The sequence below is a fragment of the Duganella sp. genome (assembly GCF_039595735.1).
In the GTDB taxonomy this organism is placed as follows: domain Bacteria; phylum Pseudomonadota; class Gammaproteobacteria; order Burkholderiales; family Burkholderiaceae_D; genus Rugamonas.
The window spans coordinates 235,696-262,013 of sequence record NZ_JBCNLB010000003.1; the positions used below are offsets into that span (position 1 = coordinate 235,696).

Genomic DNA, 26,318 nt, shown 5'->3' on the forward strand with positions numbered 1-26,318 from the left:
CATGAGCACCCCGATCTCGGTACTGGTCGTCGACGACCACCCGCTGCTGCGCGCCGGTCTTGGCGAGGCCATTTCCAACCAGCCGGACATGCAGGTGGTGGGCGAAGCGTGCAACGGCCGCGAGGCGGTGGACGCCTTCCGGCAGCTGCGGCCCGACGTCACCATCATGGATATCGCCATGCCGGAGATGGACGGCGTGACGGCGCTGCAGGAAATCCGCCGCGAGCATAACAACGCCCGCGTCGTCATGCTGACCACCTACAAGGGCGACGCCCAGATCCTGCGCGCCGTGCAAGGCGGCGCGGCTGGCTTCCTGTTGAAAAGTACTTTGCGCAAGGACTTGCTGGACACCGTGCGCGGCGTGCACATGGGCCAGCGCCGCATTCCGCCGGAAATCGCGATGGAACTGGCCCAGCACATGGGCCAGGGGCCGTTAAGCTCGCGCGAAATGGAAGTGCTGAATTATGCGGCCAGTGGACACTCCAACCGCCGCATCGCGGAGCGCCTGGCGATCTCGGAGGAAACCGTCAAGGCGCATATGAAGAACGTGCTGGCCAAGCTGGCCGCGAACGATCGCACTCATGCGGTGACGATCGCCCTGAAACGCGGGATTATTACCATTTAATCCCTGGCTGCCGCCGCGAGCCACACCAGCATCGCGCACGGCAGCAGCAGGCCATGGAAGCCGGTCAGCACGAAGGCAATGCCGCCGCTCATGCAGCCGGCGGTAAAGCCCAGCACCGGCCAGGTCAGCTTCTTGCAGCGGCCAATCGCCTCCTGGTCGCCGCGCAGCGAATCCACCAGCTCGATCACCAGCGTCGTGACGTTACCGGTCATGACCGTGGTGGCCGCCGCCTTGCCCAGCAATAGCTTGCCGTAGGCGTTTTGCACCGCCATGGCGCCGGCGCACAGCGAGCCAGTCAGCAGCGTCAGTGGCGCCGACGCTTCCACCACCGGCGCCGCCTGCCACGCGCACAGCACCGTCGCCAGCATCATGAACAACTGGAACAGGAAGCTGTTGCGCAGCGTCTTGCTGCCGTTGCGGTCCCAATGCAGTATCGCCAGCCGCGCCAGCGCGACAAACAGGATAAACACCGGGAACACCATCAGCTTGATGGCGATGGCCTGGGTCGGTTCGATCAGCGCGCGGCCGATCAGCACGAAGTTGCCTGTTACGTGAGCCGTGAACAGGCCGAACAGGCCGACAAAGCCCAATGTGTCGACGTAGCCGGCCAAAAAGCCCAGCGCTGCGCCTTGTTTGATATCACCGCGTTCCATCACTACCTTTCTGTAAATCGAGCCATGCCACCAGCAGGAAAGCACCGGTCAGGCCGAGGTGCTCGAAGAAGCTGTTGGCGGCCATGAAGCGTTCCTGGCCGCCCATCTCCCAGAAACGGTTGGCCACGAAGGTCGCCATCAGCGTGAACACGCCGAGGAAGCCCGCGCCCAGCCAGCGGTAAACGCCAGTCAGGATGGCCAGCGAGGCGCCCAGTTCCAGCGCGATCACCAGCGCCGCCAGCGGCGCCGCCGGCGCCAGGCCGAAATGCCGCATCTCGCCGATGGCGGAGTTGAAGTCGGTCAGCTTGTTGATGCCGCCCTGGATATAGGCGGCACACAGCAGCAGCAGACACACCCAGCGTATCCAGGGTGCGTGCTGCGCCGCCGATGTCGCAATCGCCGGCGCCCGCATCACACTGCCCAGCAGGCGCAGCCCAGCGCGCCCCAGAAGCTCTTGAGGTCCGACACCGGCATCTTGCTGGCCCACGAGTTGGCGTGCTGGTGGCCGTGCACGTTGCAGTTGTTGGCGCAACCGCAGGCAGCGGCCTGCTGCTCGCGTTCGCGCTTCTGCTGCAGCTGGCGTTTTTCCAGTTCCTTGAGCGCGGCGCGGCTGGTGCCCTGCTTCTCGCCCCAGCCGGCGTAGCCGCCGTAACGGCGCACCGGCGACCAATCCGGCATGGCCGGCGGCGGCGGCGTGTCATGGCTGGCGAAGGCGCCGGCCGCGTACACCACGTTGCCGCCAACGATGGTCAGGTTGGAGGTCAGGTCCCAGATCTCGCTTTCGGCGCAGGCGAAGAAGTCCTTGTCCGGTACGATCAGATCCGCCAGCTGGCCGACCTGAATGCGGCCCTTCTTGCCTTCCTCATTGGAGAACCAGGTGGTGTTCTCGGTCCACATGCGCAGCGCGGTTTCGCGGTCCAGGCAATTGGCGCGCGGGTAGAGCTGGGCGCCGCTGACGGTTTTACCGGTGATCATCCAGGCCAGCGAGACCCACGGGTTGTACGAGGCCACGCGGGTGGCGTCGGTGCCGGCCGAGGTTTTCACGCCCGATTCGAGAATCTTCTTGATCGGCGGCGTGGCTTCGGCGGCGCCGTGGCCATAACGCTCGATGAAGTATTCGCCCTGATACGCCATGCGGTGCTGCACGGCGACGCCGCCGCCCAGCGCGGCGATGCGGTCGATCGACTGCTGCGAGATGGTCTCGGCGTGGTCGAAGAACCAGTTCAGGCCTTCCAGCGGGATGTCCTGGTTTACGCGCTCAAACACGTCCAGCGCGCGGCTGATGGTTTCGTCATAGGTGGCATGCATGCGCCATGGCCAGCGGTTCTGCGCCAGCACGCGCACCACGCCTTCCAGGTCGTCTTCCATATTCTCAGGCATGTCCGGACGCGGCTGGCGGAAGTCTTCAAAGTCGGCCGCCGAGAAAGTCAGCATCTCGCCGGCGCCGTTGTGGCGGAAATAGTCGTCGCCCTGCTGGTACTTGACGCTCTGGGTCCAGTTGATGAAGTCTTCCTTCTCCTGCTTGGGCTTTTGCGTGAACAGGTTGTAGGCCATGCGGATGGTCAGCTGTTTGGCGTCGGCCAGCTGCTGGATCACCTGATAGTCTTCCGGATAGTTCTGGAAGCCGCCGCCGGCATCGATCACACCGGTCACGCCCAGGCGATTCAGCTCGCGCATGAAGTGGCGGGTCGAATTGACCTGGTATTCCAGCGGCAGTTTCGGGCCCTTGGCCAGGGTCGCATACAGGATGGAGGCGTTCGGCTTGGCCAGCAGCAGGCCGGTCGGATTGCCCGAGCCGTCACGCAGGATCTGGCCGCCCGGCGGCTCCGGCGTGTCCCTGGTGTAGCCGACGGCGCGCAGCGCGGCGCCATTCAGCAGCGCGCGGTCGTACAGGTGCAGAATGAACACCGGCGTATCGGGCGCCACTGCGTTCAGTTCCTCGATGGTCGGCAGGCGCTTCTCGGCAAACTGGTGCTCGGTGAAGCCGCCCACCACGCGCACCCATTGCGGCGCCGGCGTGATCGCCACCTGCGCTTTCAGCATGGCCATGGCGTCGGCCAGCGAACGCACGCCGTCCCAGCGCAGCTCCAGGTTGAAATTCAGGCCGCCGCGGATAATATGGCAGTGATTGTCGATCAGGCCTGGCAGCACGCGCTTGCCTTGCAGGTCGATGATTTTGGTGGCCGGTCCGGCCAGCGCCATGATCTCGTCGGCGCGGCCGACATGGGTGAATTTGCCGTCCTTGATGGCGACGGCTTCGGCGTGGGGGTTGCCGCGGTCCAGGGTGGTGAACAGGCCGCGATGGAGAATCAGGTCAGGTGTTGGGTTCATTAGGTGCTCCGGGTTTCATCGGTCTTCTGCGCGGATGGCAGCTGGCCGAAACAATGCGGCTTGACGTGGTCTTCGATCCACGACACTTGTTTGGCTTCCGGCTTCCAGATCTGGCGCAGCAGCGGCGGCAGCTGCTCACCGAGCAGCATGCCGAGCAAACCGACCAAGGCGATCACCGGCGGCGCCGGCGAACGCACGTTCAGGAAGCCGTATATGAGGCCGACCAACAAGCCGACGGCCAGCGAAACGATATACATTTTCATGATTTAGCATAGCTCCAGTAAGTAAATCGTGCCCACAGTGTAGAGAGCACGCCCGCTTCTGGCATCACTGGTATTGATCGTGCGCCTCCCTTCCTTTTGGGGGATCTCAACTTGCGGTTGGATAGGTGCTAAAATGACCAGATGACGACAGCACGCGCATCCCTGCTCCTGCATGCCGCAGCCTTTTGCGGCTTGTTATGGTGCGCGCCGTCACCCGCCCAGCAGCCGGCCTCGCGCCTGCAGGAACAATACACCCACACCGCGTGGAGCGCGCTTGACAGCGCGCCGGTCGACATTCTCAACATCACCCAGACCCGCGACGGCTGGTTATGGCTGGCCGCGGGCACCGGCTTGTACCGCTTCGATGGCCGCCAATACGAACGGGTGGACAGCGTAGAAGGCCACGCCCTGCTGTCCTCCAACGTGCGCACCCTGTATGCGCCGCCCGAAGGCGGCTTGTGGGTCGGCTACCGCACGGGCGGCGGCATCAGCTACTTTCACAACGGCCAGGCGCGCCACTACGCCGCCGGACAGGGATTGCCGGCCGGCGCCATCACCAGTATCGCACGGGGGCCGGACGGCGCGTTGTGGGTGGCCGCGCGCGACGGCCTGGCCCGGCTTGATGGCGACCGCTTCGTCACCGTCGGCGCGGAAGCCGGCCTGCCGCAGCGGCGCGCGCGGCAAGTGCTGTTCGACCGCAGCGGGCGGCAATGGGTGGCCATGCAGGGCGGGATCTACAGCCGCGCCGACCAGCGCGCGCCGTTCCGGCAGGCCTGGCCGCATGGTGATTTGCGCGGCATGGCATTGGCGCCGGATGGCGCCGTGTGGGCCTCGGATGTCGACAGCTACTACCGCATGCAGCCGGAAGCGCCGGCCGGCGGGGCGGCCGCCAGGCCGGCGCTCAGCGGCACCAATATGTACTACGACCGTGACGGCAATATGTGGCTGTTCCGCGCTGGCGGCATGGAACGACGCAGTGCCGGCAGCAGCGAAGCCGGTCAGCAGCAGGACCTGAGCGGCGGCCTGCCGCAAAGCTTTTTCCAGGATCGCGAGGGCAATGTCTGGATCGGCACCTCGGCCGGCTTGAACCGCTTCCGCCGCAACCGCTTGCTGACACTGCCGCTGCAAACCATTTTCAACCATCCGGCAATCGCCCCGGTCAATGGCGGCGGCGTCTGGGCCGGCGACCGGGCCGGCGCACTGCATGCGCTGGGACCGGAGGGCGAGCGGCGCAGGGTGCTGTCGGGGCACATTTCCGCGCTGTACCGCGACCCTGACGGCGTGCTCTGGGCCGGCAATGACGACGAGGTATGGAGCGTGGATGGCGGCCGCGTGGAACGCTATCCGCTGCCGCCGGAAGCCCGCAGCTACGAAGTGCAGGCCATGAGCCGCGCGGCCGGCGGCGGCTTGTGGGTCTCGGTGGTGCGCGAAGGGCTGTACCTGCTGAAGGATGGCCAGTGGCAGCGCCAGACCGCCCTGCCGCTGGCCGCGCCGGCCACGGAAGACCAGTTCCCCATCTGCCTGGCCGACGGCGGCGATGGCGCGCTGTGGGCAGGCTACATCCGCAATCACATTGTCCGCATCGCCAACGGCAAGAGCACCATCTTCGGCGTCGAGCAAGGGGTAGAACTGGGCAATGTACTGACCATGCACCGCCACGACAAGCAGCTATGGGCCGGCGGTGAACGCGGCGTGGCATGGTTTGACGGCCAACGCTTCGTTCCGCTGCATGGCCGCAAGGGCGAGACCTTCCGCGGCGTATCCGGCATCGCGCTGACCGCGCATGGCGACCTGTGGCTGTTTGGTACCGAGGGCCTGAGCCGCGTCAGCGCGGAGCAGGTGGCGCTGACCCGGCGCGCGAGCGGCCATGAAGTGGAGTACGAGCGCTTTGACGCCCACGACGGCCTGCTGGGCGCAGCCTCGCAGCTGCGTCCCATGCCTTCGCTGGTGCTGGGTGACGACGGCCTGCTGTGGATGGCCACCGCCAACCGCATCAACTGGATCGATCCGTCGCGCATCACGCGCAACCCGGTGCCGCCGGCGGTGATGGTGCAGGGTGTGGCGATCGGGGAGCAGCGCTACAGCCCCCTGCCCGGTCTGGAGCTGCCGCACGCCACCAGCAGCCTGCGGCTCGACTACACGGCGCTCAGCCTGGGCGTGCCGGAGCGGGTGCGCTTCCGCTATCGTCTGGACGGCGTGGACAACGACTGGCAAGACCCCGGCACCCGGCGCCAGGCCTTCTACACCAACCTCGATCCCGGCCATTACCGCTTCCGCGTGATGGCCGCCAACGAGGACGGCGTATGGAATCCGCAGGAAGCGCAACTGGCGTTCAGCATTCCGCCCACGTTTATCGAAACCATCTGGTTCAAGCTGTTGTGCGCCATCGCGCTCGGCCTGATGCTGTGGGTGGCTTACCGTCTGCGCCTGCAGCATGTGACCAACCAGCTGCGGCGCGGTCTCGAAGACCGCGCCGATGAACGTGAACGCATCGCCCGCGCCCTGCACGACACCTTCCTGCAAAGCGTGCAGGGACTGATGCTGCGCGTGCAGACGCTGCTCAAGCGCCTGCCGCCCGGCGGCGAGGCATATCAGCTGGTCGAAAAAATCCTCAACCAGGCCGACGAAGTGCTGGCCGAAGGCCGCGAACAGGTCAGCGGCTTGCGCAGCGTGGGCGCGTGGCAGCATGACTTGCCGCGCCTGTTCAGCGAACTGGGACAGAAGCTGCGCGAGGAACACGCTGCCGACTTCGCACTGATCGTCACCGGCCAGCTGTCGGCCCTCACCGATCACGCCGGCGAGCATCTGTTCCACATTGGCCGCGAGGCGCTGCTGAATGCCTTCCGCCACGCCGGCGCCTGCCGCATCGAGCTGGAACTGGGCTATGGACGCGACCACGTCACACTGGAAGTGCGCGACGATGGCCGCGGCATCCCCGATGATGTGCTGGCAGCTGGCGAGCTGCCCGGCCATTGGGGTCTGATCGGCATGCGCGAGCGCGCCGCCAAGATCGACGCCACGCTGGATTTGTGGTGCCGCTTCGCGCTCGGCACAGTGGTGCAGGTGCGGGTGCCGGCGGCGGCTGCGTATCAGCGCCGGCGCGGCGCGCTGCGCCGCTGGCTGCTGCGGGAAGCCGCTTAGCTATTCAGCTTATTGAATCACGCCGCAGGCGTGCAGGTCGAGGATGCCGCGTTCGATCGCCAGCGTGACGGCATGCGTGCGGTCGCTGGCATTCAGCTTGGCCAGGATGCTCTTCATGTGCACCTTGACCGTCTCCTCGGAAATCGCCAGGTGCATGCCGATGCGCTTGTTGCTCTGGCCTCCTGCCACCAGCTGCAGCACTTCCACCTCGCGCTTGCTCAGCGCTCCCTCATGCCAATGCTCGGCAATGCCGCTGGCGACAGCGGCCGGAATGCTGCGACGTCCTTCGTGCACACAGCGGATGGTGGCCAGCAACTCCTTGCGCAGCATGCTCTTTAACAGATAGCCGGCGGCGCCGGCGGCGATCGCGCGCTGCGCCAGCACGTCGCCCTCGTAGGTGGTCAGCACCACGATGCGGGCGTTGGGGAATTCCTTGCGGATGGCGATGGTGGCGTCGATGCCATTCATCTCCGGCATCTGGATGTCCATCAGGGTGACGTCCGGCTGCAGGCGGCGGTAGGCGTCCACCGCCTGCACGCCATTGGTGGCTTCTTCCACCAGCTGCATATCGTCTTCGTCGGCAATCACGCTGGCTATGCCTTCCCGGAACATCGGATGATCATCCACGCTCAGGATGGTGATAGGCGGCGGGTTCATGGGCATCTCGCGAATAAAGTTCTGACATCTGGCCCCAAGCATGCCACAAATGCAAGTGGCTGGCTATACCTCCATCTGGGTAGGGGCATACTCCCGGATCGGGGCGTGGCAAAACCGGTTGGAAAGCTTAACCTTCTGTTCATGCGGGGATTCAGTTCCAGTTTTCCGCGCGGTAGCGCGGGTGCCGGCCTCTTGATACTAAGGGCAGCGGTGGGTTTGCAGCTGTTGCTGGAAAGCGGCTGCGGCGGCGTCACGCCCTGGTGGCTGGTGGTGCTGGAGCTGGTGCTGGTGCTGGCGTTGACAGCCGGCTTCCTGACGCCGGTGGCGGCGCTGGTCAGCGGCGGCTTCCAGGTGGCGTGCATGCTGCACGCGAACTGGCAGCATGCGGCCACGCTGATGATTGCCATGGTGACGGCGATCGCACTGGTACTGCTGGGCGCCGGCGGCTATTCGGTGGACGCGCGCGTATTCGGACGCCGCCGCCTGATCGTGCCGCACGACCCGATGAACAGCGAATGATTGAGTTTTCATTTTTAGGAGAGTGACATGCGAGTGGATACCCGAACCTGGCCACAGACCGCCGTTGGCGGCGCCGCTAACACCAATACCGTCGCCCAGCAAGGCGACAAGGTGCGCGTGCAGATCGCGCACGCGGACGCGATTGTCAGCGCCGGCCTGGCCGCGCTGCTCGGCGCGCACGAAGACATGCAGATCATCGCCGGCGATACCGCCTCCCTTGCCGCCGCCGACGTCATCATCCTCGACCACCGCGGCGGCCTGGAACACATGCGCCGCAGCGCCAGCGCCCACCACGGCGAGGCCCAGCCGCGCGTCCTGATCGTCACCCAGCTGGAACGCGAGTGGGAAGTGCGCACCGCCATGATGGCCGGCGTGCATGGCTACCTGCTGCAAAACGCCGATACCGAACAACTGCTGACCGCCGTGCGGGCCCTGAGCCGCGGTACGCGCTACCTGAGCGCGGAACTGAGCCGCTGCGTGGCCGACAGCTTTACCCGCATCGGCCTGACCAGCCGCGAGACCGACGTGCTGCAACTGCTGGCCCAGGGCCAATGCAACAAGTCGATCGCGCGTGAACTTGGCATCGGCGTGGGCACCGTCAAGACCCACGTCAAGGGCCTGTTTGACAAGCTGGGCGCAACAGCACGCACCCATGCGGTGGTGCTGGCCACCCGCCGCGGGCTGGTGAGCGACTCGTACCTGAATCAGCCGCATTGATGTAAAATTATGGGATGCAGGCCCAGACCATCAACATGAGCACCTCCCAACGTCAGACGCGCTACCAGCGCGTCATGATGTTTTTCGTGCTGCTGTTCCTGGCGCTGCAACTGCTGGGAGCCAACTCCCATACCCACGCCTACACCGAACACGAACCTGATTGCGCCGCCTGCTCGGTGGTGCATTTGCCGGCGGGCGGCGTACCGCCGGCAACGGTGTCGGTCGCGCCGCTGGCGCCGCCAGCCAGCCTGCCGGTACTGGCGCCGCCAACCGTGGTGCGCGCCGCGCAAACCAGCTATCTCACTCCGCCTTCCCACGCGCCGCCCGGCGTTGCTGCTGCTTCCATCTGAATCTCATCGCACGCTTGCGCCCTGTGCGGGCGCTGCCTGCGCACGTCTGAACATATTCAAGGATTTAACATGCAACGCAAGCCACAACTCCGTACCCTGCCCCTGCTGATCGCAGCCGTCTTCTACGCCCAGCACGTCCATGCGGACGATGATGCCGTGATCCCGCAAGTGGACGTCACCGCCCACCTGAAAAGCGCGCGCATCGATCTGTCGCCCAACGTCGGCACCACCGTCTACAGCATCGACAAGCACATGATCGACCAACTGGGCCAGGGCGACAACACGCCCTTCAATGAAGTGCTGCTGCGCCTGCCGGGCGTGAGCCAGGATTCCAAGGCCTCGGGCTCGATCCACGTGCGCGACGACCACGCCAACGTGCAGTACCGCGTCAACGGCGTGCAGCTGCCGGAATCGATCAGCGGCTTTGGCCAGTCGATCGATACCCGCTTCGTGGCATCGACCGACTTCATTACCGGCGCGCTGCCGGCGCAATTCGGCCTGCGCACCGCCGGCATTGTCGACATCCAGACCAAGGAAGGCCAGCCGGGCAGCGGCGGCCGTATCGGCATTTTGGTCGGCAGCCATGACCACGTCGAGCCGAGCGCGGAATTCTTCGGCGCGCAGGGCGCGTTCAATTACTACCTGTCCGGCAGCTACCTGTCGAACAACCTTGGCATCGAAAATCCGCTGCCCACCACCAGCGCCCTGCACGACCGCACCAAACAGGCCAAGTCCTTCGGCAGCCTGTCCTACTTCGTCGATGACAGCACCCGTCTTGGCCTGATGTTCGGCACCTACAATGGCCGCTTCCAGATTCCGAACAATCCGGATCAGCAGCCGTCCTACGCCATCACCGGCGTGACCCCGCCCGATTCCGCGCAGTTGGACCAGCGCCAGCGCGAGCTGAATCGCTTCCTGGTACTGTCCCTGCAAAAAAGCCTGGGCGACCTGAATTACCAGGTATCGGCCTTCCATCAGTATTCGGAACTGCACTACACGCCCGACCCGGTGGGCGACCTGGCGTACAACGGCGTGGCATCCGACACGCTGCGCTCCAATTCGGCCAGCGGCCTGCAGTTCGACGCCAGCTACAAGCTGAATAGCGCCCATACCCTGCGCACCGGCCTGGCCTACACCCGCCAGACCACCCACAGCAACAACAGCGTCGGCGTGTTCGACCTGAATGACGACGGCAGCCAGGCCAGCACCGATCCGCGCACCATCGTCGACAACAGCAGCAAGACCGGCAAGCTGTCCAGCATCTACCTGCAGGATGAATGGCATATCGGTGCGCCGCTGACCATCAACTACGGCGTGCGCTTCGATAAGGTAGACGCCTTTGTCAACGAACAGCAGTGGAGCCCGCGCGTCAACGTGGCTTACCAGCTGGCCAAGGGCACGGCGCTGCATGCCGGCTACTCGCGCTACTTCACGCCACCGCCACAGGAGCTGGCTGCGCAGTCGAGCATCGACAAATACGCCGGCACCTCGAATGCGCCGGAAGTGCCGGTCTCGGACAACGTCAAGTCCGAGCGTACGCACTACTTCGACGTTGGCGTCAGCCACCAGCTGAGCGATGCGCTGACCCTGACCGCCGACGCCTACTACAAGAGGATCCGCAACATGCTGGACGAAGGCCAGTTTGGCCAGGCCCTGATTCTGTCGCCGTTTAACTATGACCGCGGCTACGCCAAAGGACTGGAGCTGTCCGGCGTGTACAGCCAGAAGAACTGGGGCGCCTTCCTGAACCTGACCACGCAAAAGGCCGAAGGCACCAACATCACCTCCGGCCAGTCCTTGTTCGGTCCCGATGAACTAGCGTATATCGCCAACCACTACATCCACGTCGACCATGACCAGACCGTGACGCTGTCCGGCGGCGCGCATTACCACTGGGGCGATTCGCAGGTCAGCGGCGACTTCCTGTACGGCAGCGGCCTGCGCATGACGCCGGACGACGGCGCGCCGAACTCCGGCCACCTGCCGCACTACACCACCGTCAACCTGGCACTGACGCATACCTGGAAAGCTACCCCGGTCGGCACGGTGGAAGGACGCCTGGCCCTGATCAACGCTTTCGACAAATCTTATCTGCTGCGCGACGGCTCGGGCGTGGGCGTGGGCGCGCCGCAGTACGGCGAGCGCCGTTCGCTGTATGCGGGCCTGTCGACCAGCTTTTAAATATTATTAGGAGTCCTTGCTAATTTAGATTTGCTGTGTATAATACGAAGCATGGACACCAAATCTAAAAAGCCGTGGCAGGATACGCCGGATGTTTCAGCGCGCATCGTCACCACTATCGGGCGCATCGCCAGCGTGATGCGCTCCGGTATGTGGGAGTTTGCCACGGCCGAAAACCTCAACCCCACGCAGGCCGAGATGCTGCAGTTGCTTCAAGGCCGCAAGCAGGGGGTGCGCTTGTCCTGGCTGGCGTCGCAGTTGTCGATCAGCGCAGCCAGCGCAAGCGATTCGGTATCGGCTCTGGTGTCCAAGGGTTTGCTGTACAAGGCGCGCGCAGAAGATGACGGCCGCGCCACTGCACTCTTCCTCACCCCGGAAGGTGCGGCCATGGCAGCCCGTATCGGCAGCGCTTTGCATTTTGCGGAACAAGCGGCGGATGCCCTGCCTGCGTCGCAGCAGGCGGAACTTCTCACCGGCTTGTTCAAACTGATCGCGCAGTTGCAAAAGACAGATCGCTTCCCCGAGATGCGAGCCTGTTTGTCGTGCCGGTTCTTCGAACCGAACCGCCATCCTGGCAAGCCTGCTCCGCACCATTGTGGTTTGGTGGATGCGCCGCTGTCCGTTCCGCTGTTGCGCACGGACTGCCTTGAACACCAGCCGGCCGATCCGGCAGCCAAGGCGCGTAACTGGAAAGTCTTCGCTTAACATTTTTTTTGACCAATTTAATTAGGAGTCCTATCATGTCGCGTATTAACCTCGTTACTCCAGCCGACACCACCGGCGAACGTCAACAACTGCTGGCGCAGATCCAGGGCGCTTTCGGTGCCACGCCGAATATGTTCAAGGCTGTAGGCAATTCCACCGCTGCTCTGAAAAGCATGTGGGGCTCGTTCGGCGCGCTGGGTGGCGGCGTCATCAACGCCAAGCTTGGCGAACAGATTGCCGTTGCCATTGCCGACCGCAATGAATGCGAATATTGTCTGGCCGCGCACACCGTGTTGGGCCGCAAGGCCGGCGCCACCGCTGAAGAAATGAGCGCCGCCCAGGCCGGCCAGTCGGCCGATCCGAAGACCGCTGCAGCCCTGCGCTTTGCCGTGGCCGTGGTCAACAACCGCGCCCAGATCGCGGATGAGGAAGTAAGCGCCCTGCGCGACGCCGGCTTCAACGACGAAGAAATCGTCGAGATCCTGGCACACGTGGCGCTCAACCTGTTCACCAACTACGTCAACGTGGCGTTCAAGGTGCCGGTGGACTTCCCGTCGGTCAAACTGCGCGCCAAGTAAGGAGTCGACATGTTCCCTATCGCCCCCGAACTGCAGGTTGCGGCATGGCTGAACACTGCCAGACCGCTGTCGCTGCAGCAGTTACGCGGCAAGGTCGTGGTGATCTACGCCTTCCAGATGCTGTGCCCCGGCTGCGTTTCGCACGGCATCCCGCAGGCCAGGACCATCCGCGCCGCGTTTGAAGAGAAGGACGTGGCGGTGCTCGGGCTGCACTCGGTGTTCGAGCACCACGCGGTGATGAATCGCGACGCGCTGGAAGCCTTCGTGCACGAGTACCGCATCGGCTTCCCGGTGGCGATAGACCAGCCTGCGGCCCATGGGCCGATTCCGCTGACGATGGAAGCGTACCAGTTGCGCGGCACGCCGACCCTGATCATCATCGACCGCCAGGGACGGCTGCGGCTCAGCCACTTCGGCCGCGCCGAAGACATGCAGGTCGGCGCACTGATCGGCCAGCTGGTGGCGGAAAGCGCCGCCGCGCAGCAGGTGCAGTGCGACGATACCGCGTGCAGCATCAGATAGCATGTCGCCGCCAGCGCTTCCTGATTGATTATTTCGTAACGTATAATCGGCCGACTATCTTCATCACGGCCATGACATGATCGATCTCGCGCTGGCGTTTTACCTCGTCTTCATCCTGCCCGGCAGGACTTTGTGGCACAGCACGCGCAAGCACGACAAACCCAAACGTCCGCTGGTCACACGTTATCTCCGCTCGGTCCGCGATATCGGCCTGACGCTGCTGGTGCTGCTCTTTATCTGCTGGAGGAACGGCTACAGCGCCGCCGACATCGGCATCGCCCTTCCCGCTGCCGGCGCGCCGCTGTGGTGCCTGATCGTTGCAGTCCTGGCCATGTCCGCACTGCTGATCGGCAGCTGCCTCACCAGCCACAAAATAAATGACGAGAAGCGCGCCGCCATGCTGGAAAATGGCCGCGAATCTGGCATGCCCACCAATGCCGCCGAGATGCGCCTGTTCCTGGTCCTGGTGCTGTTCATCGGTGCCGGCTGGGAGCTGCTGTATCGCGGTTTCCTGCTGCTGGCGCTCACGCCCCACATCGGCACCTGGGGCGCCGTCGTGGCGTCCGGCCTGGCCTATGGCGCCGCGCACGGCTACAAGAATCCCAAACAGATCACGCTCAGCATCATCTCGGCGCTGCTGTTCGCCGCCGGTTATGCCCTCAGCGGCAGCCTGTGGTGGCTGATGGTGATCCACATCGTGCTGCCGCTGACGGGGGCCATCAGCGTCTACCAACTCCACAAACAAGAGGAAGCAAACCATGCGCTATCTTAAACTCCTGCTGCTGATGCTGGCCGCCGCAAGCCTGAGCAGCTGCGCCCTGTGGCACAACCCGAACACCCGCCAGCACACTGGCAGCGTGGTTGATTACCTCTACCCGGACGCCAAGACGCCGCCGTCGCTGACGCCGACCGTGGTCAAGCTGCGCCCTCCGGTCAAGGTGGGCATCGCCTTTGTGCCGGGCGGCGGCTGGGGTGCCAGCCTGCCGGAAGCGGGCAAGATGAAACTGCTGGAGCGCGTGCGTGACTCCTTCACCAGGCACGAATATATCGGCAAGATCGAAATCATCCCGACCCAGTACCTGCGAGCCAAGGGCGGCTTCGCCAATCTGGAGCAGGTCGGCCGCATGTTCGATGTGGAGGTGATCGCCCTGCTGTCCTACGACCAGGTGCAGTTCAACGACAGCAACGCGCTGTCAGTGCTGTACTGGACCATCGTCGGCGCCTACATCATCAATGGCGACCAGTACGACATCCAGACCATGCTGGACGCCTCGGTGTTCGACGTGCAAAGCCACAAACTGCTGTTCCGCGCACCGGGCACCAGCCGCGTGAAAGGCAGCGCCACCGCGGCCGGCTTCAGCGAGAAAGCGCGCGCGGCGCAAAACGAAGGTTATGAGCGCGCAGTCGATGAACTGATCCCCCAACTGCAGGCGCAGCTGGACGGCTTCCGTGAGCGCATCAAGAACGACACCACCAACTACAAAGTCGAAAACAAGGCCGGCTACAAGGGCGGCGGCAGCATGGGCTGGATCAGTCTCGCGCTGGCGGCCTTGCTGGGTGGCGTGGCATATGCCGTTCGACGCCGCGCCTGAACTGCTGCAGTTCGACCGCCACGCCATCCTGGCCGGCGAGGCGTGGCGCTTGTGGACCTGCCACGCGGTCCACTACTCGCTCCAGCATGCCTTAATCGACCTGGCCACCGCGGGCGCTGCGGCAGCGGTGGCGCTGCCCGCACTCGGCTGGCGCCGGCTGTGCATCCTGCTCGCCTTGGGCGCGCCGCTGATCAGCGCCGGCTTGCTGTTGCTGGCGCCGGAGTGTCTGTACTATCGCGGCGCCTCCGGCATCGCGGTGATGCTGGTGGTGCTGGCGGCCGGCACGCTGTGGCCCAGGGCCGGGATGCGCGGCCGCGCTGCACTGGTGGTGCTGGCCGCAGCGCTGCTGACCAAGATCGCCGCAGAGGCGTCCGGCCACGCCGCCGGCTGGTCCGACCTGCCGCCAGACGTGCGCGTGGCATGGCAATCCCATCTCATCGGCGCCAGTCTCGGGGCATTTTTCAATATGGCTTCACTCCTCCTGACCCGTTTGTGTTCGTTACACGTCACACGGGCCGGTACTTCTTGAATATTTGGCATTGTTGTAGGCATAATCGATGCGCCGCGCTAAGCAATACTTCAACGGAGGACGACATGAAAACGCATCGCACCGTTATCGCAGCCAGCCTGGCTGCGGCCTTCTTCGTGCCGCCGGCGCGGGCTGCCGACGACATGCAGTCTGTGGTGGTGACCGCGCAGTCGCGCAAGCAGCTGGTGCAGGACGTGCCGATGACCATGCAGGTCGTCACCGGCAAGGATATTGAAGCCATCGGCGCCAAGGATCTGGCGGACCTGAACGGCTACGTTCCCGGCCTGAGTGTGGACGCCATCGAGCCTACCCAGCCGCAGTTCGGCATCCGCGGCGTGCAGGCCGGCGACTTCGGCATCGCCACCGATTCGCCGGTCGGCATTTATGTCGACGGCGTCTACACCGGCAAGACCGGCGGCGCGCTGATGAACTTTATCGACGTGCAGCGCATCGAAGTGGTGAAAGGCCCGCAGGGCACGCTGTTCGGCCGTAACAGCGCGGCCGGCGCCATCGCCATCGCCACCAATGAACCAGGCAGGGAGGTCGACGCCGCGGCCCACGTGAAACTCGGCCGCTTCGGCCGCGCCAACGCCGACGTGATGCTGAACTTCCCCATCACCGACACCCTGGCCACCCGCATTGTGGTGGTGCGCGCCGGCAGCGAGGGCTGGGTCGACAACACCGCCACCGGCAAGAAGTCCGGCGGCGACAAGGACTGGGCCACCCGCGTCTCGCTGCGCAAGGAATTCGACGCCGCCAGGCTGGTATTCTCGTGGGAGCACGAGAACATGGAACAGTATGGCCGGCCTGCCTTTGGCGTCATCAAGGATCCAGCCCTGCCGCTGGCCGGCTATCGCGGCGTGTACGACGCCGCCTACACCGCCAACTTCGTCAACCCGCTGGGCGCGCCACTGGCCAACGACCAGCAAGGCAGCGAAGGCCGCCTGTTCGATGGCGCTACCCTGCGCCTGGAGGCGCCGCTGGCCGGCATGACCTTCAATGCCATCACCGCCTACCGCCGCTTTAAGACCCACAATCTGACCGACAACGACGGCGGTGCGCGTTCCGATCTCTATCTCACCACGCAGGACGCCAAGCGGGCGCGCAGCTTCCAGCAGGAGTTCAAGCTGTCCGGCAAGACCGATCGTCTGGACTGGATCGCTGGCCTGAGCTTCTATCACAACAATGAACACCAGGACGCCGGCGCCTATGTCACCACCGGTACGCTGGACACCCTGAGCCAGTTCGGCGGCGGCGATCCCAATTTCGCCATGCTGTTCGGCGGACTGGCGGCAGCCGGCCTGCCCGGCATCAGCGCCAGCTCGGTGTTCTCGTGGGATGAAACCCACTACAGCGATGTGCGCACCAAATCCGCTTCAATCTACGGCGACACCATCTGGCACCTGACGCCGCAGACCAACGCCACCGTCGGCCTGCGCTACACCAGAGACAACAAGCGCATGACATGGCATGTGCCGGGCCGCGTGTCGCCGCAACTGGATGATTTCCTCAACCGCTTTGGCCCGCTGGCCGGGCTGGATGCCTCTTCCTTCCCGTCCAATGTGATCTTCGCCACGGCGGCGCAACTGGCGTCGTCGCCGGTCAGGCGCGAAAAAGACTGGACCGACTGGAGTCCGCGCCTGGTGCTGGACCATAAGCTGAACAAGGACACTTTGCTGTTCACCTCCCTGTCGCGCGGCTACCAGGCTGGCGGCTTTAACATCTTCACGCCGCCCAATCCGGCCGCCGCCAGCCGCACCGGCCGGGACCCGAGCTTTGAACCGGAAAAGATGACCAATTTCGAGGCCGGCGTGAAGCTGGCTTTGCCGGACATCCGCGCCACCGTCAACGCCTCGCTGTTCGCCTACAAGTTCAAGAACCTGCAGGATATCCAGCTGTACAGCGTGGGCACCATCCCTACCTATAACGTAATCTCCAGCGACCAGAAGGCGCACGGCCTCGACGTCGATGGCCGCATCCGCCTGTCGCCGCGCGTGACACTGTTCGGCGGCCTGGAATACATCGACCACAGCTACACCCGCTACCAGCGCCTGGACGCCAGCGGCAACGTCACGCTGGACCTGGGGGGCCAGCCGGTCGGCACACCGCGCCTGAGCGCCATGGCCGGGATTAACATGAACTGGGAGACCGCCAATGGCCGCGCCAGCGTCAACTTCCAGGGCACGCACGCCAGCGCCACCCGCTGCAACAGCGACACGGCGGACCTGAGCTGCCTGCGCACGGCCAGGCTGAAAACCGGCACCGCCACCAGCAAGTTTGACCTGCGGGTGGGCTGGGATAGCCCAAGCTCGCGCTACGGCATGGCGCTCATCGTCAATAATGTATTCGATCAGCGCTACATCCAGTCGCTGGCAGGTCAAACCGAACAATACGGCGCGCCGTATGCCAACATCACGCCGCCGCGCGCTATCGGCGTGGAATTCAGGGCTAGCATGTAATGGCATCAAAAATTGTACTGACTGTTGCGGCAGTATTGGTGGTTGCAGCGGGCGGTGTGGCGACGCTGGCGATCCATCCGCCGGAACTGGCCAGGGTGGGCGCCAACTACAGCGCCAAAATCGTGTGTTCCAATGTGTTTATCGCCGGGCGCGACGCGCACGCCGTGCTGGCCGACGATGTGCAGGCGCCCGGGCATCCGGCCCTCGGGCACCTGAAGATCAGCGTGGACCAGGCGCGCAAGACGGTGCGTGCGCAGTTCTTCGGCTTTATCGGGGACGGCATGGCGGTGTACCGTCCCGGCACCGGTTGCGCGGCGGTGCCGGACGGCGACGTGGCGCAAGCCGCGCAATATCAGTTCAAGCCGATCAAAATCTGGGCGCCCTCGCCGAATGTGGCATGGCCGACCGGCTCGCAGGCCGAGGGCAATCCGGCCGTGCAGGCCTTGCTGGAGCAGGAAGCGCTGGCCGGGCCGGGCATGCGCGGGATGGCGGTGATCCACCGTGGCCGGCTGATCGCGCAACGCTACGGCGCCGGCTTCAACGCCGCCACTCCGCTGCTGGGTTGGTCGATGACCAAGACGGTGACGGCGGCGCTGGTCGGCATGCAGATCGCGGCGGGCAAGCTGGCCCCGGAGCAGAACGGCTTCTGGCCGGACGAGGCGGACCCGCGCGCGCAGGTCACACTGGCGCAACTGCTGTCCATGACCAGCGGCCTGCGTTACAACGAAAGCTACGGCGATGTCTCGGACGTGACGCGCATGCTCTACCTTGAGCCGGACATGGCTGCCTTCACGGCGGCGCAGCCGCTGGAGCACCCGCCCGGCAGCAAATGGAATTATTCAAGCGGCACCACGGTGCTGTTGTCGCGCATCTGGCAGCGCGCCGCCGGCAACGATGCGCTGTCGCTGCCGCACGACCGCCTGTTTGCACCGCTGGGCATGAACAGCGCTGTGATCGAGGCCGACGCGCGCGGCAATCTGGTTGGCTCCAGCTATATGTACGCCAGCACGCTGGACTGGGCGCGCTTCGGCCAGTTCCTGCTGCAGGACGGCGTCTGGCAGGGCAAGCGCATCCTGCCGGCCGGCTTTGTGGCCGGCATGCAGCAGCCGGTCGCCGCGTCCGGCGGCCAGTACGGCATGGGACAGGTATGGCGCCGGGGGCCGGGCGGCGATACGCCGGAAGGCCAGAATCCCGATGCCCGCTTCCAGCTGCCGCCCGATACCTATTGGATGGAAGGCCATGATGGCCAGAGCATCGCCATCGTGCCGTCGCAGCAGCTGGTGGTGGTGCGGCTCGGCTTGACGCCGCAGCGCCTGCTGTATCAGCCGCAGGCGCTGCTGGCGGCAGTGGTGAAGGCGGTGCAACAATGACGCCCGTGCCCTATGGCCTGCTGCGCCACCAGGCGCCAATGCTGCTGACCGGTGCGCGCGTGGTCGGCCACACGCTGCTGCATGCGTTGGTGCCGGCGACGCAGCGGCAGCCCGCGCGCATCGCCGCGGTAACGCGGGTGATTGCCGCCCCGCCGGCGGAGCTGGTCGAGCAGTACCTCGCCTGGGCCGGCGCCGCCGGCGGTTACGATGGCCTGCTGCCGCCGCACATGGTGTCGCAATGGAGCCTGCCGCTGGTCGGAGAGCTGTTGCTGCGCATGCCCTACCGCCTGACCAGCGTGATCAACCAGGGCGTGGGTTTGCGGATACACGGCCCGCTGCCGCGCGAGGTGCCGCTGCAGGTGAGCGCCGCGGTCGAGCGGGTCGAAGAGACGCCAGGCCGCGTCAAGGTGGTGGTGGCCGTCACCAGCGGCACGCGGCAAACGCCGTCGCTGGTGGAGGCGCGCCTGCATATGAGCTTTCTGCTGCCCGGCCCGCGCGCGCCGAAAGCGCCGCCGGCGCGCGGACCGGAGCCGGACTGGATCACCGCCGGCCTGTGGCACGCCGATGCCCGCGACGGCCTGCGCTTCGCGCTGCTGACCGGCGACTTCAATCCCATCCACTGGTGCGGGCCGCTGGCGCGGCGCTCGGTGTTCCGCGGCATGGTGCTGCACGGCTTTGGCAGCTTTGTGCGCAGCTATGAAGTGCTGGCGCAGCAAGGCGTGCGTTTCGACGAAATCGATGTCCGCTTCGTCAAGCCGGTGGCGCTGCCCTGCACTGCGCTATCGGTGCAGGTGGCGCCGGAGGGCGCGGCCGATGCCCAGGGCTGGCGCGGCGTGCGGCTGGCCGGCAACGGCGATGCGGTACACTTGGCGGGCCGGCTGCGATAGCCTCAACCCATTTTAGGAAGATGCGATGACAATACTGATACTGGGCCTGATCATTTTTCTCGGACTGCATTCGATCCGCATTTTCGCGGAAGACTGGCGCAACGCCACCCGTGCACGCATCGGAGAAAATGCCTGGAAAGGCCTGTACTCGGTCGTCTCGATCATCGGCTTCGTGCTGATTATCTGGGGCTACAGCGTGGCGCGCGAGGCTCCGGTGGTGATCTGGACACCACCGCCATTGACCCGCCACCTGGCCGCGCTGCTGGCGGTGATTGCCTTCGTGTTCCTGGCCGCCGCCTATGTGCCGCGCAACGGCATCAAGGCCAGGCTGCATCATCCGATGACGCTGGGCGTGAAGACCTGGGCACTGGCGCACCTGATCGCCAACGGTACGCTGCATGACATCGTATTGTTCGGCGCTTTCCTGGTGTGGTCGGTGCTGCTGTTCAGCGCCTCGCGCCGGCGCGACCGCAAGGCCGGCACGGTTTACCCGGCCGGCAGCAGCGGCGCCACCGCGCTCACCATCGTGGGCGGCGTCGTGGCGGCCGCGGTGTTCGCCGGCTGGCTGCACGCGCCGCTGATCGGCGTGCGTCCGTTTTAATTGCACTTGCCGCGCACTGCGGCAGCGATAATCCACGGCAGCGACAAGGGACCGACCACGCCGATCGGCCCTATCCTCGCCGGCTGCAGCTTGAGCGCATCGTCGTGCAGGCAATCCGGCACCTTGGCGTCATTGAATGCGGTGGTCATGCGCGATTGCAGGGTGGTGGTTTCGGCACGCAGCACGCCGGCCTGCTGATTGGCCGCCGGCGCCGGGCGCGGATCTTCGGCGATCGTGTCGCGCACTGCTTTCCTGATCACTTCATCGGTAATGCCCGGCGTGGCTGACGGCGCCGCCAGGTCGATGGCGGGTGTCTGCTGCGCAGCGGCAGCCAACGCATGCCCGGCCAGCAAGGCGGCAAGCAAGCGCTTCATGGCGCCTCCGCCACCCGCACCGCATTGCGCCCCCCCTGCTTGGCGGCGTACAGCATCTTGTCGGCCTGCGCCAGCCAGTCGGCCGGCGTGTGCTCCTTGTCCATATAGGCCACGCCGATGGAGATCGTGATCGGGTGCCCTTCCAGCAGCGCAGCCGACGCCACCGCCGCACGCAAGCCTTCCGCCAGCTGCTCCGCCGCGCTCAGACCCGCGCCGCAGGCCATGATGGCAAACTCCTCGCCGCCGAAACGGAAGATGCGGTCGGACGAACGCGTGTGGCGCCGCATCAGTTCCGCCAGCCGGATCAGCACCTTGTCGCCGGCCGCGTGCCCATACTGGTCGTTGACTTGCTTGAAGTGGTCCAGATCCAGCAACAGCAGGCTCGATTCCAGATGCGGGCGGCGCTCCTGCGCATGCTCGGCCAGCCGGCGCTCCATGGCGCGGCGGTTGCCGACGCCGGTCAGGAAGTCCAGCTCCACCGCCGTGTGCAGCTCCTTGTTCTGCAGGCCGGTGCGATGGGCGAAAATATAGGCGAAGAAGTTCACCAGCGCGATGGTCACCACGATGGTCAACAGGTTGAGCATCTCCAGCCGCACCATCAGTATGCCCACCAGTATCAGCAAACCCACGCTGTTGATCCCGAGCGCCACCACCGGCCGCAGCACGAAATAGGCAGCGATCATGGTCGGATAAACCCAGTACACCAGCGATATGCCGCGCAGGTACACGGTCACCAGCATGCCAGCCGAATAGAAGATGGTAACGCCCAGGCTGGCCACCTGATAGCGGCCGGTACGCCACACGTGCACGATCACCGCCATCATGCCGATCACCAGCGCCATATCCACCGCCGCCGATGCCCAGCTGCCTTGCAGCAGGCGGTAGATACCGAACGGCAGGATGCTGGGGATGCTGAGGGCGCACAGCATCATCAGGATGACTTCTTCCTGACGGCGCTGGCGCCCTCCCGACAGCCAGCGCCAGCGGCCCGCGTTGGCTTGGTCGGTCTTGCTCATGACGGTACTCAGTGGGCGCCCTGCGGTGCCGGGACGTCGCCAGCGTCGGCCGGCTTGGCCTGCGCCTTATGCTCACCCGCCAGGAACATGTACATGGCAGGCACCACGAACAGCGTGAACAAGGTGCCGATCGACAGGCCGGTAAAGATCACCAGCCCCATGGCGTGGCGGCCGGCCGCGCCGGCACCCGATGCGATCACCAGCGGCACCACGCCAAACACCATGGCGGCGGTGGTCATCAGGATCGGGCGCAGACGAGTGGCCGCCGCTTCCTCGATCGCTTCGCGCTTGGACTTGCCGGCCTCGCGCAGATGATTGGCCACCTCCACGATCAGGATACCGTGCTTGGAGATCAGGCCCATCAGCGTCACCAGCCCCACCTGCGTGTAAATGTTGATCGAGGCGAAGCCGAGGAAGATAAACGTCATCGCGCCAAACAGCGCCATCGGCACCGAGAACAGGATCACCACCGGATCGCGGAAGCTTTCAAACTGCGCCGCCAGCGCCAGGAACACGATGATGATCGCGAACAGCATGGTCACCAGGAAGCCGCCCGACTCCGCCGCGTACTGGCGCGATTCGCCCGAGAAGTCGGCGGTGTAGCCCGACGGCGCCACTTCCTTCAGCGCGTCGCGCAGGTACTGCTGAATCTCGCCCTGCGAAGCGCCGGTCACGCCGGAGATGGTGGCGGAGTTCAGCTGCTGGAAGCGGGTAATCGATTCCGGTTGCACGCTGTACTTGATGGTCGCCACCGTGCTGGCCGGGATCATGTCGCCACTTGGCGTCTTGATGTAGAAGTCCAACACATCGCTTGGATTCAGGCGGTCCACCTGCTGCACCTGCGGGATCACCTTGTACGAACGGCCGGCGATCGAGAAGTAATTGACGTAGCCGCCGCCCAGCGCCGCCGCCATGGCGTTGCCGAAGTCCTGCTGCGTCAGTCCCAGGGTGGCCAGCTTGTCGCGGTCCACGTCCACGCGCGCCTGCGGCGTGTCGATCTTGAGGTCGACGTCAACGAAGTAGAACTTGTTGTCCTTCTGCGCTTTTTCCAGCACCGCGTGCGCCACCGTGTTCAGGTTCTCGAACGGTTCGGTGGTGGTGATCACGAACTGCACCGGCAGGCCCGAGCTGCCCGGCAGCGCCGGGAACTGGAACGCCGCCACGCGGCCGCCGGCGATGCCGTTCCACTTGGCCTGCAGCTCCTGCTGGATCTCATGCGCCGAGCGGCTGCGCTTGTCCCACGATTTGAACAGCACGCCGCCGATACCGGCATTGGTGGTCGGCACACCGGTGATCTGGAACATCTGCTCATATTCGGGCAGCGACTTGGCCACTTCGAAAATCTGCTTGGCGTAGGCCTGCATCTGGTCCGAGGTGGCGGTTGGCGCGCCGACCACCTGCGACAGCACGATGCCCTGGTCCTCTTCCGGCGCCAGCTCGGACTGCGACATCTTGAACTGCAAAATCAGCAGCACGAACACGATGACGCCAAACACGATCAGCACCGGCCAGGTATTCAGCAAACTATGCAGCACGCGCAGATAGCCGTTATGGACCTTCTCGAACACCCGGTCGATGGCCTTGACGAACTTGCCCTCATCCTGCGAATGGTCGAAGAAATGGCCGCACATCATCGGCGACAGCGTCAGCGCCACGATGCCGGACACCGCCACCGCCCCCGCCAGCGTAAAGGCGAACTCGGTGAACAGCGCGCCGGTCAGGCCGCCCTGGAAGCCGATCGGCACGTACACCGCGATCAGCACCACCGTCATCGCCAGAATCGGGCTGCCCAACTCGCGCGCGGCGACGATGGCTGCATCGAACGGCGTCATGCCCGCCTTCATATGGCGGTCGACGTTCTCCACCACGATAATCGCGTCATCCACCACCAGGCCGATGGCCAGCACGATCGCCAACAGCGTCAGCAGGTTGATCGAATAACCCAGCATCAGCATCACGAAGAAGGTACCGATCAGCGACAGCGGCATCGCCACCACCGGCACGATCACCGCACGGAAGCTGCCGAGGAACAGATAGATCACCACTGTCACGATGATCAGCGCTTCCACCAGCGTCTTCACCACCTCCTCGATCGAGGTGTTGATGAACTCCGTGGAGTCGTAGACGATCTCGCCGGTCAGGCCCGAAGGCAGCTGGTCGCGGATGGCCGGGAAGGCGTCGCGCACACGCTTGGCGACATCCAGGATGTTGGCTTCCGGCGCCACCTTGATACCGATGAACACCGAACGCACGCCGCTGAACGCGACGTTGAAATCATAGTTTTCCGATCCCAGCGTCACAGTGGCGATGTCCTCCAGCCGCACGATGGCGCCGGCCTCCTGCTTGACGGCCAGCTGCTTGAATTCGTCCACCGTGTGCAGGTCGGTGCCGGCGGTCAGCGGCACGGTCACCATCTGGCCCTTGGTCGAACCAAGACCGGCCAGGTAGTTGTTGGCGGCCAGCGCCTGGCTGACTTCCGCCGCCGTGACGCCGTGCGCGGCCATCTTGCCGGCGTCCAGCCAGGCCCGCAGCGCGAACTGGCGCGCGCCCAGCAGCTCGGCGGTCTGCACGCCCTGGATCGAATCCAGCTTGGGCTTGACCACGCGCGCCAGGAAGTCGGTCACGTTATTGGTCGGCAGCGTGTCGCTGTAGAAGCCCATGTACATGGCGTCCGTGGTCTGGCCGGTCTGCACCGTCAGCACCGGTTGCTGCGCCTGTTGCGGCAACTGGTTCTTGACCGAGTTGACCTGGGTCGTGATCTCGGTCAGCGCACGGTTGGAATCGTAGTTCAGGCGCAGCGTGGCAGTGATGGTCGACACGCCGCTGTTGGACGACGACGACAGGTAATCAATCCCCTGCGCCTGCGCGATGGCCGATTCCAGCGGCTGGGTGATGAAGCCCGCCACCGTGGCCGCATCGGCACCATAGTAGGTGGTGGAGATGGTCACCACCGCATTCTGCGTCTTCGGATACTGGTTGATCGGAAGGCTGAACAGCGAGCGCAAACCCAGCACCACGATCAGTAAACTGATCACGCTGGCCAGCACCGGCCGTTTGATGAAGATGTCGGTAAAGTTCATGGCGCGCTATCCTCAGTGTTCCTGCGGCGTCGGATTCGGGCTGTTGGCCGGCTGCACCTTGTTGTCGATGGTGGCCGGCGTGCCGTTCTTCAGTTTCAACTGGCCGCTGGTGACCACGGTCTGGCCTTCCTTCAAGCCGGTGAGGATGGCCACTTGGTCGCCGCGGGTCGGGCCGGTGGTGACGAACACCTGCTGCGCCACCAGGTAAGGCTGGCCCTTGTCATCCTTGAGCGTATCCTTGGCGTTGGCAGGCGGCGGCGCCAGCACAAACACGGTCGAGCCATACGGGTTGTAGGTAATGGCGGTCTGCGGCAGGGTCAGGTATTTTTTCTGCTCGCCCTGATCCAGCGCCACGTTGGCGAACATGCCCGGCAACAGCTGGCGCTTGGCATTCGGCACCGTGGCCTGCACTTGCACGTTGCGGGTGGCCGCGTCCACTTTCGGGCTGATGGAAGTCACCTTGGCCGGGAAGGCCACACCCGGGTAAGCGTCGCTGGTCAGGTTCAGCTTCTGGCCGATGGACAGGCCGGCCAGCTGCTTTTGCGGCACATAGAAATCGACATACACGGTATCGATGGTCTGCAGCGTCACCAGCTTGTCGCCGGGATTGAGGTACTGGCCCGGGTTGATGGCGGTGATCCCCAGCTTGCCGGCAAACGGGGCGCGGATGGTCTTCTTGTCGACCAGCGCTTTTTGCTGGGCGACCAAAGCCTGCTTGCTCTTCAGGTCCGCCTCGTCGGCGTCGACCTGCGCCTGGCTGATGGCTTGCGCCGCCAGTTGCAGCTTGTCGCGCTTGAGGGTGGTGGCCGACAGGTCGGCCGAGGCCTGTAGGGCGCGCAGTTGCGCGATGTCGGAATCCGCATTCATTTCAAACAGCACCTGCCCTGCTTTCACCTCGTCGCCCGACTTGAAGCGCACCTGGCGCACCAGGCCCGCGATCTCGGTGGTCACATCCACGCCGCGCACCGGCGTCAGCGTGCCCACGGAGCTGAGCTGCGGCTGCCATTCAGCCGTTTGCGCCTTGACCGCGGTGACCACCTGTGCGCCCGGCTTGGGCGCGCTGGCAATCAGTTTTTTAATCTGCATGTACTTCCCGAAGGCCAGCACCGCGACCAGTAACAGAACGGCGCCTACCATGATGAGCATACGCTTGGTCATGAAGTTATCT

The 26,318-nt window shown here is 64.8% G+C and carries 25 protein-coding genes; 16 read left to right on the forward strand and 9 right to left on the reverse strand.

What is annotated here, in order from left to right:
- Position 1: 1 nt before the first annotated feature.
- Positions 2–625 (forward strand): response regulator transcription factor, encoded by a 624-nt coding sequence (locus ABDW57_RS08540; protein ID WP_343729779.1) that lies wholly within the window; start codon positions 2–4, stop codon positions 623–625.
- Here ABDW57_RS08540 and ABDW57_RS08545 read toward each other — a convergent pair.
- From ABDW57_RS08545 to ABDW57_RS08560, 4 genes are read right to left on the reverse strand one after another with little or no spacing between them, the layout of a single operon-like run.
- A complete protein-coding gene (locus ABDW57_RS08545) occupies positions 622–1,278 on the reverse strand; it encodes a YoaK family protein (protein WP_343729780.1) in 657 nt (218 codons plus the stop codon). The two genes, ABDW57_RS08540 and ABDW57_RS08545, sit on opposite strands and share 4 nt — an antisense overlap.
- Positions 1,265–1,690, reverse strand: coding sequence for a DoxX family protein (locus ABDW57_RS08550; protein ID WP_343729781.1), 426 nt, complete (start codon positions 1,688–1,690; stop codon positions 1,265–1,267). Before ABDW57_RS08550 ends, ABDW57_RS08545 begins: the two co-directional genes overlap by 14 nt.
- Entirely contained in the window at positions 1,690–3,609 is a 1,920-nt protein-coding gene (locus ABDW57_RS08555; RefSeq protein WP_343729782.1) for an amidohydrolase, read from the reverse strand. Before ABDW57_RS08555 ends, ABDW57_RS08550 begins: the two co-directional genes overlap by 1 nt.
- Complete coding sequence (locus ABDW57_RS08560) at positions 3,609–3,872, reverse strand: DUF1427 family protein (RefSeq protein WP_343729783.1); 264 nt, start codon at positions 3,870–3,872, stop codon at positions 3,609–3,611. The genes ABDW57_RS08555 and ABDW57_RS08560 overlap by 1 nt, the downstream gene beginning before the upstream one ends.
- A gap of 141 nt (positions 3,873–4,013) precedes the next feature.
- Here ABDW57_RS08560 and ABDW57_RS08565 point away from each other — a divergent pair, with 141 nt between their 5' ends.
- Positions 4,014–7,013: a two-component regulator propeller domain-containing protein gene (locus tag ABDW57_RS08565; protein WP_343729784.1), complete on the forward strand. Its 3,000-nt coding sequence runs from the start codon at positions 4,014–4,016 to the stop codon at positions 7,011–7,013.
- Positions 7,014–7,022: 9 nt separating this feature from the next.
- Here the strand turns inward: ABDW57_RS08565 and ABDW57_RS08570 are convergent, their stop codons facing one another.
- Positions 7,023–7,676, reverse strand: a complete 654-nt coding sequence (locus tag ABDW57_RS08570) for a response regulator transcription factor (RefSeq protein WP_343729785.1) — start codon at positions 7,674–7,676, stop codon at positions 7,023–7,025.
- A 204-nt stretch (positions 7,677–7,880) separates the two neighbouring features.
- On the opposite strand from ABDW57_RS08570, the gene ABDW57_RS08575 reads away from it, so the two are divergent.
- The 14 genes from ABDW57_RS08575 to ABDW57_RS08640 all read left to right on the forward strand — a co-directional run bounded on the left by ABDW57_RS08575 (position 7,881) and on the right by ABDW57_RS08640 (position 20,680).
- The gene (locus ABDW57_RS08575) at positions 7,881–8,189 is read left to right on the forward strand and encodes a hypothetical protein (RefSeq protein WP_343729786.1); all 309 of its coding nucleotides are present in this window, start codon (positions 7,881–7,883) and stop codon (positions 8,187–8,189) included.
- 27 nt (positions 8,190–8,216) lie between these two features.
- Positions 8,217–8,906 (forward strand): response regulator transcription factor, encoded by a 690-nt coding sequence (locus tag ABDW57_RS08580; protein ID WP_343729787.1) that lies wholly within the window; start codon positions 8,217–8,219, stop codon positions 8,904–8,906.
- A gap of 35 nt (positions 8,907–8,941) precedes the next feature.
- Positions 8,942–9,256, forward strand: a complete 315-nt coding sequence (locus tag ABDW57_RS08585; protein WP_343729788.1) for a hypothetical protein — start codon at positions 8,942–8,944, stop codon at positions 9,254–9,256.
- A gap of 69 nt (positions 9,257–9,325) precedes the next feature.
- Positions 9,326–11,437: a TonB-dependent receptor gene (locus ABDW57_RS08590; protein WP_343729789.1), complete on the forward strand. Its 2,112-nt coding sequence runs from the start codon at positions 9,326–9,328 to the stop codon at positions 11,435–11,437.
- A 51-nt stretch (positions 11,438–11,488) separates the two neighbouring features.
- The gene (locus ABDW57_RS08595; protein ID WP_343729790.1) at positions 11,489–12,142 is read left to right on the forward strand and encodes a MarR family winged helix-turn-helix transcriptional regulator; all 654 of its coding nucleotides are present in this window, start codon (positions 11,489–11,491) and stop codon (positions 12,140–12,142) included.
- A gap of 35 nt (positions 12,143–12,177) precedes the next feature.
- Positions 12,178–12,720, forward strand: coding sequence for a carboxymuconolactone decarboxylase family protein (locus ABDW57_RS08600; protein ID WP_343729791.1), 543 nt, complete (start codon positions 12,178–12,180; stop codon positions 12,718–12,720).
- Between the two features lie 9 nt (positions 12,721–12,729).
- On the forward strand, positions 12,730–13,242 hold the full coding sequence (locus ABDW57_RS08605) for a redoxin domain-containing protein (protein ID WP_343729792.1): 513 nt from the start codon (positions 12,730–12,732) through the stop codon (positions 13,240–13,242).
- 76 nt (positions 13,243–13,318) lie between these two features.
- Entirely contained in the window at positions 13,319–14,014 is a 696-nt protein-coding gene (locus tag ABDW57_RS08610; protein ID WP_343729793.1) for a type II CAAX endopeptidase family protein, read from the forward strand.
- Positions 14,001–14,834 carry a rhombotarget lipoprotein gene (gene rhlP, locus ABDW57_RS08615; RefSeq protein WP_343729794.1) on the forward strand — a complete coding sequence of 278 codons (834 nt, stop codon included), beginning with the start codon at positions 14,001–14,003 and terminating at the stop codon, positions 14,832–14,834. Before ABDW57_RS08610 ends, rhlP begins: the two co-directional genes overlap by 14 nt.
- The gene (gene rrtA, locus ABDW57_RS08620; RefSeq protein WP_343729795.1) at positions 14,812–15,363 is read left to right on the forward strand and encodes a rhombosortase; all 552 of its coding nucleotides are present in this window, start codon (positions 14,812–14,814) and stop codon (positions 15,361–15,363) included. Before rhlP ends, rrtA begins: the two co-directional genes overlap by 23 nt.
- A gap of 65 nt (positions 15,364–15,428) precedes the next feature.
- On the forward strand, positions 15,429–17,822 hold the full coding sequence (locus tag ABDW57_RS08625) for a TonB-dependent receptor (RefSeq protein WP_343729796.1): 2,394 nt from the start codon (positions 15,429–15,431) through the stop codon (positions 17,820–17,822).
- 38 nt (positions 17,823–17,860) lie between these two features.
- A complete protein-coding gene (locus tag ABDW57_RS08630) occupies positions 17,861–19,192 on the forward strand; it encodes a serine hydrolase (protein ID WP_343729797.1) in 1,332 nt (443 codons plus the stop codon).
- Positions 19,189–20,079, forward strand: a complete 891-nt coding sequence (locus ABDW57_RS08635; protein ID WP_343729798.1) for a MaoC/PaaZ C-terminal domain-containing protein — start codon at positions 19,189–19,191, stop codon at positions 20,077–20,079. Before ABDW57_RS08630 ends, ABDW57_RS08635 begins: the two co-directional genes overlap by 4 nt.
- A gap of 25 nt (positions 20,080–20,104) precedes the next feature.
- Positions 20,105–20,680, forward strand: a complete 576-nt coding sequence (locus ABDW57_RS08640; RefSeq protein WP_343729799.1) for an NnrU family protein — start codon at positions 20,105–20,107, stop codon at positions 20,678–20,680.
- Here the strand turns inward: ABDW57_RS08640 and ABDW57_RS08645 are convergent.
- From ABDW57_RS08645 to ABDW57_RS08660, 4 genes are read right to left on the reverse strand one after another with little or no spacing between them, the layout of a single operon-like run.
- Positions 20,677–21,054 (reverse strand): hypothetical protein, encoded by a 378-nt coding sequence (locus ABDW57_RS08645; protein ID WP_343729800.1) that lies wholly within the window; start codon positions 21,052–21,054, stop codon positions 20,677–20,679. The two genes, ABDW57_RS08640 and ABDW57_RS08645, sit on opposite strands and share 4 nt — an antisense overlap.
- On the reverse strand, positions 21,051–22,070 hold the full coding sequence (locus ABDW57_RS08650; protein ID WP_343729801.1) for a GGDEF domain-containing protein: 1,020 nt from the start codon (positions 22,068–22,070) through the stop codon (positions 21,051–21,053). The genes ABDW57_RS08645 and ABDW57_RS08650 overlap by 4 nt, the downstream gene beginning before the upstream one ends.
- An 8-nt stretch (positions 22,071–22,078) precedes the next feature.
- A complete protein-coding gene (locus ABDW57_RS08655) occupies positions 22,079–25,150 on the reverse strand; it encodes an efflux RND transporter permease subunit (RefSeq protein WP_343729802.1) in 3,072 nt (1,023 codons plus the stop codon).
- Positions 25,151–25,162: 12 nt separating this feature from the next.
- The gene (locus ABDW57_RS08660; RefSeq protein WP_343729803.1) at positions 25,163–26,308 is read right to left on the reverse strand and encodes an efflux RND transporter periplasmic adaptor subunit; all 1,146 of its coding nucleotides are present in this window, start codon (positions 26,306–26,308) and stop codon (positions 25,163–25,165) included.
- Positions 26,309–26,318 lie beyond the last annotated feature (10 nt).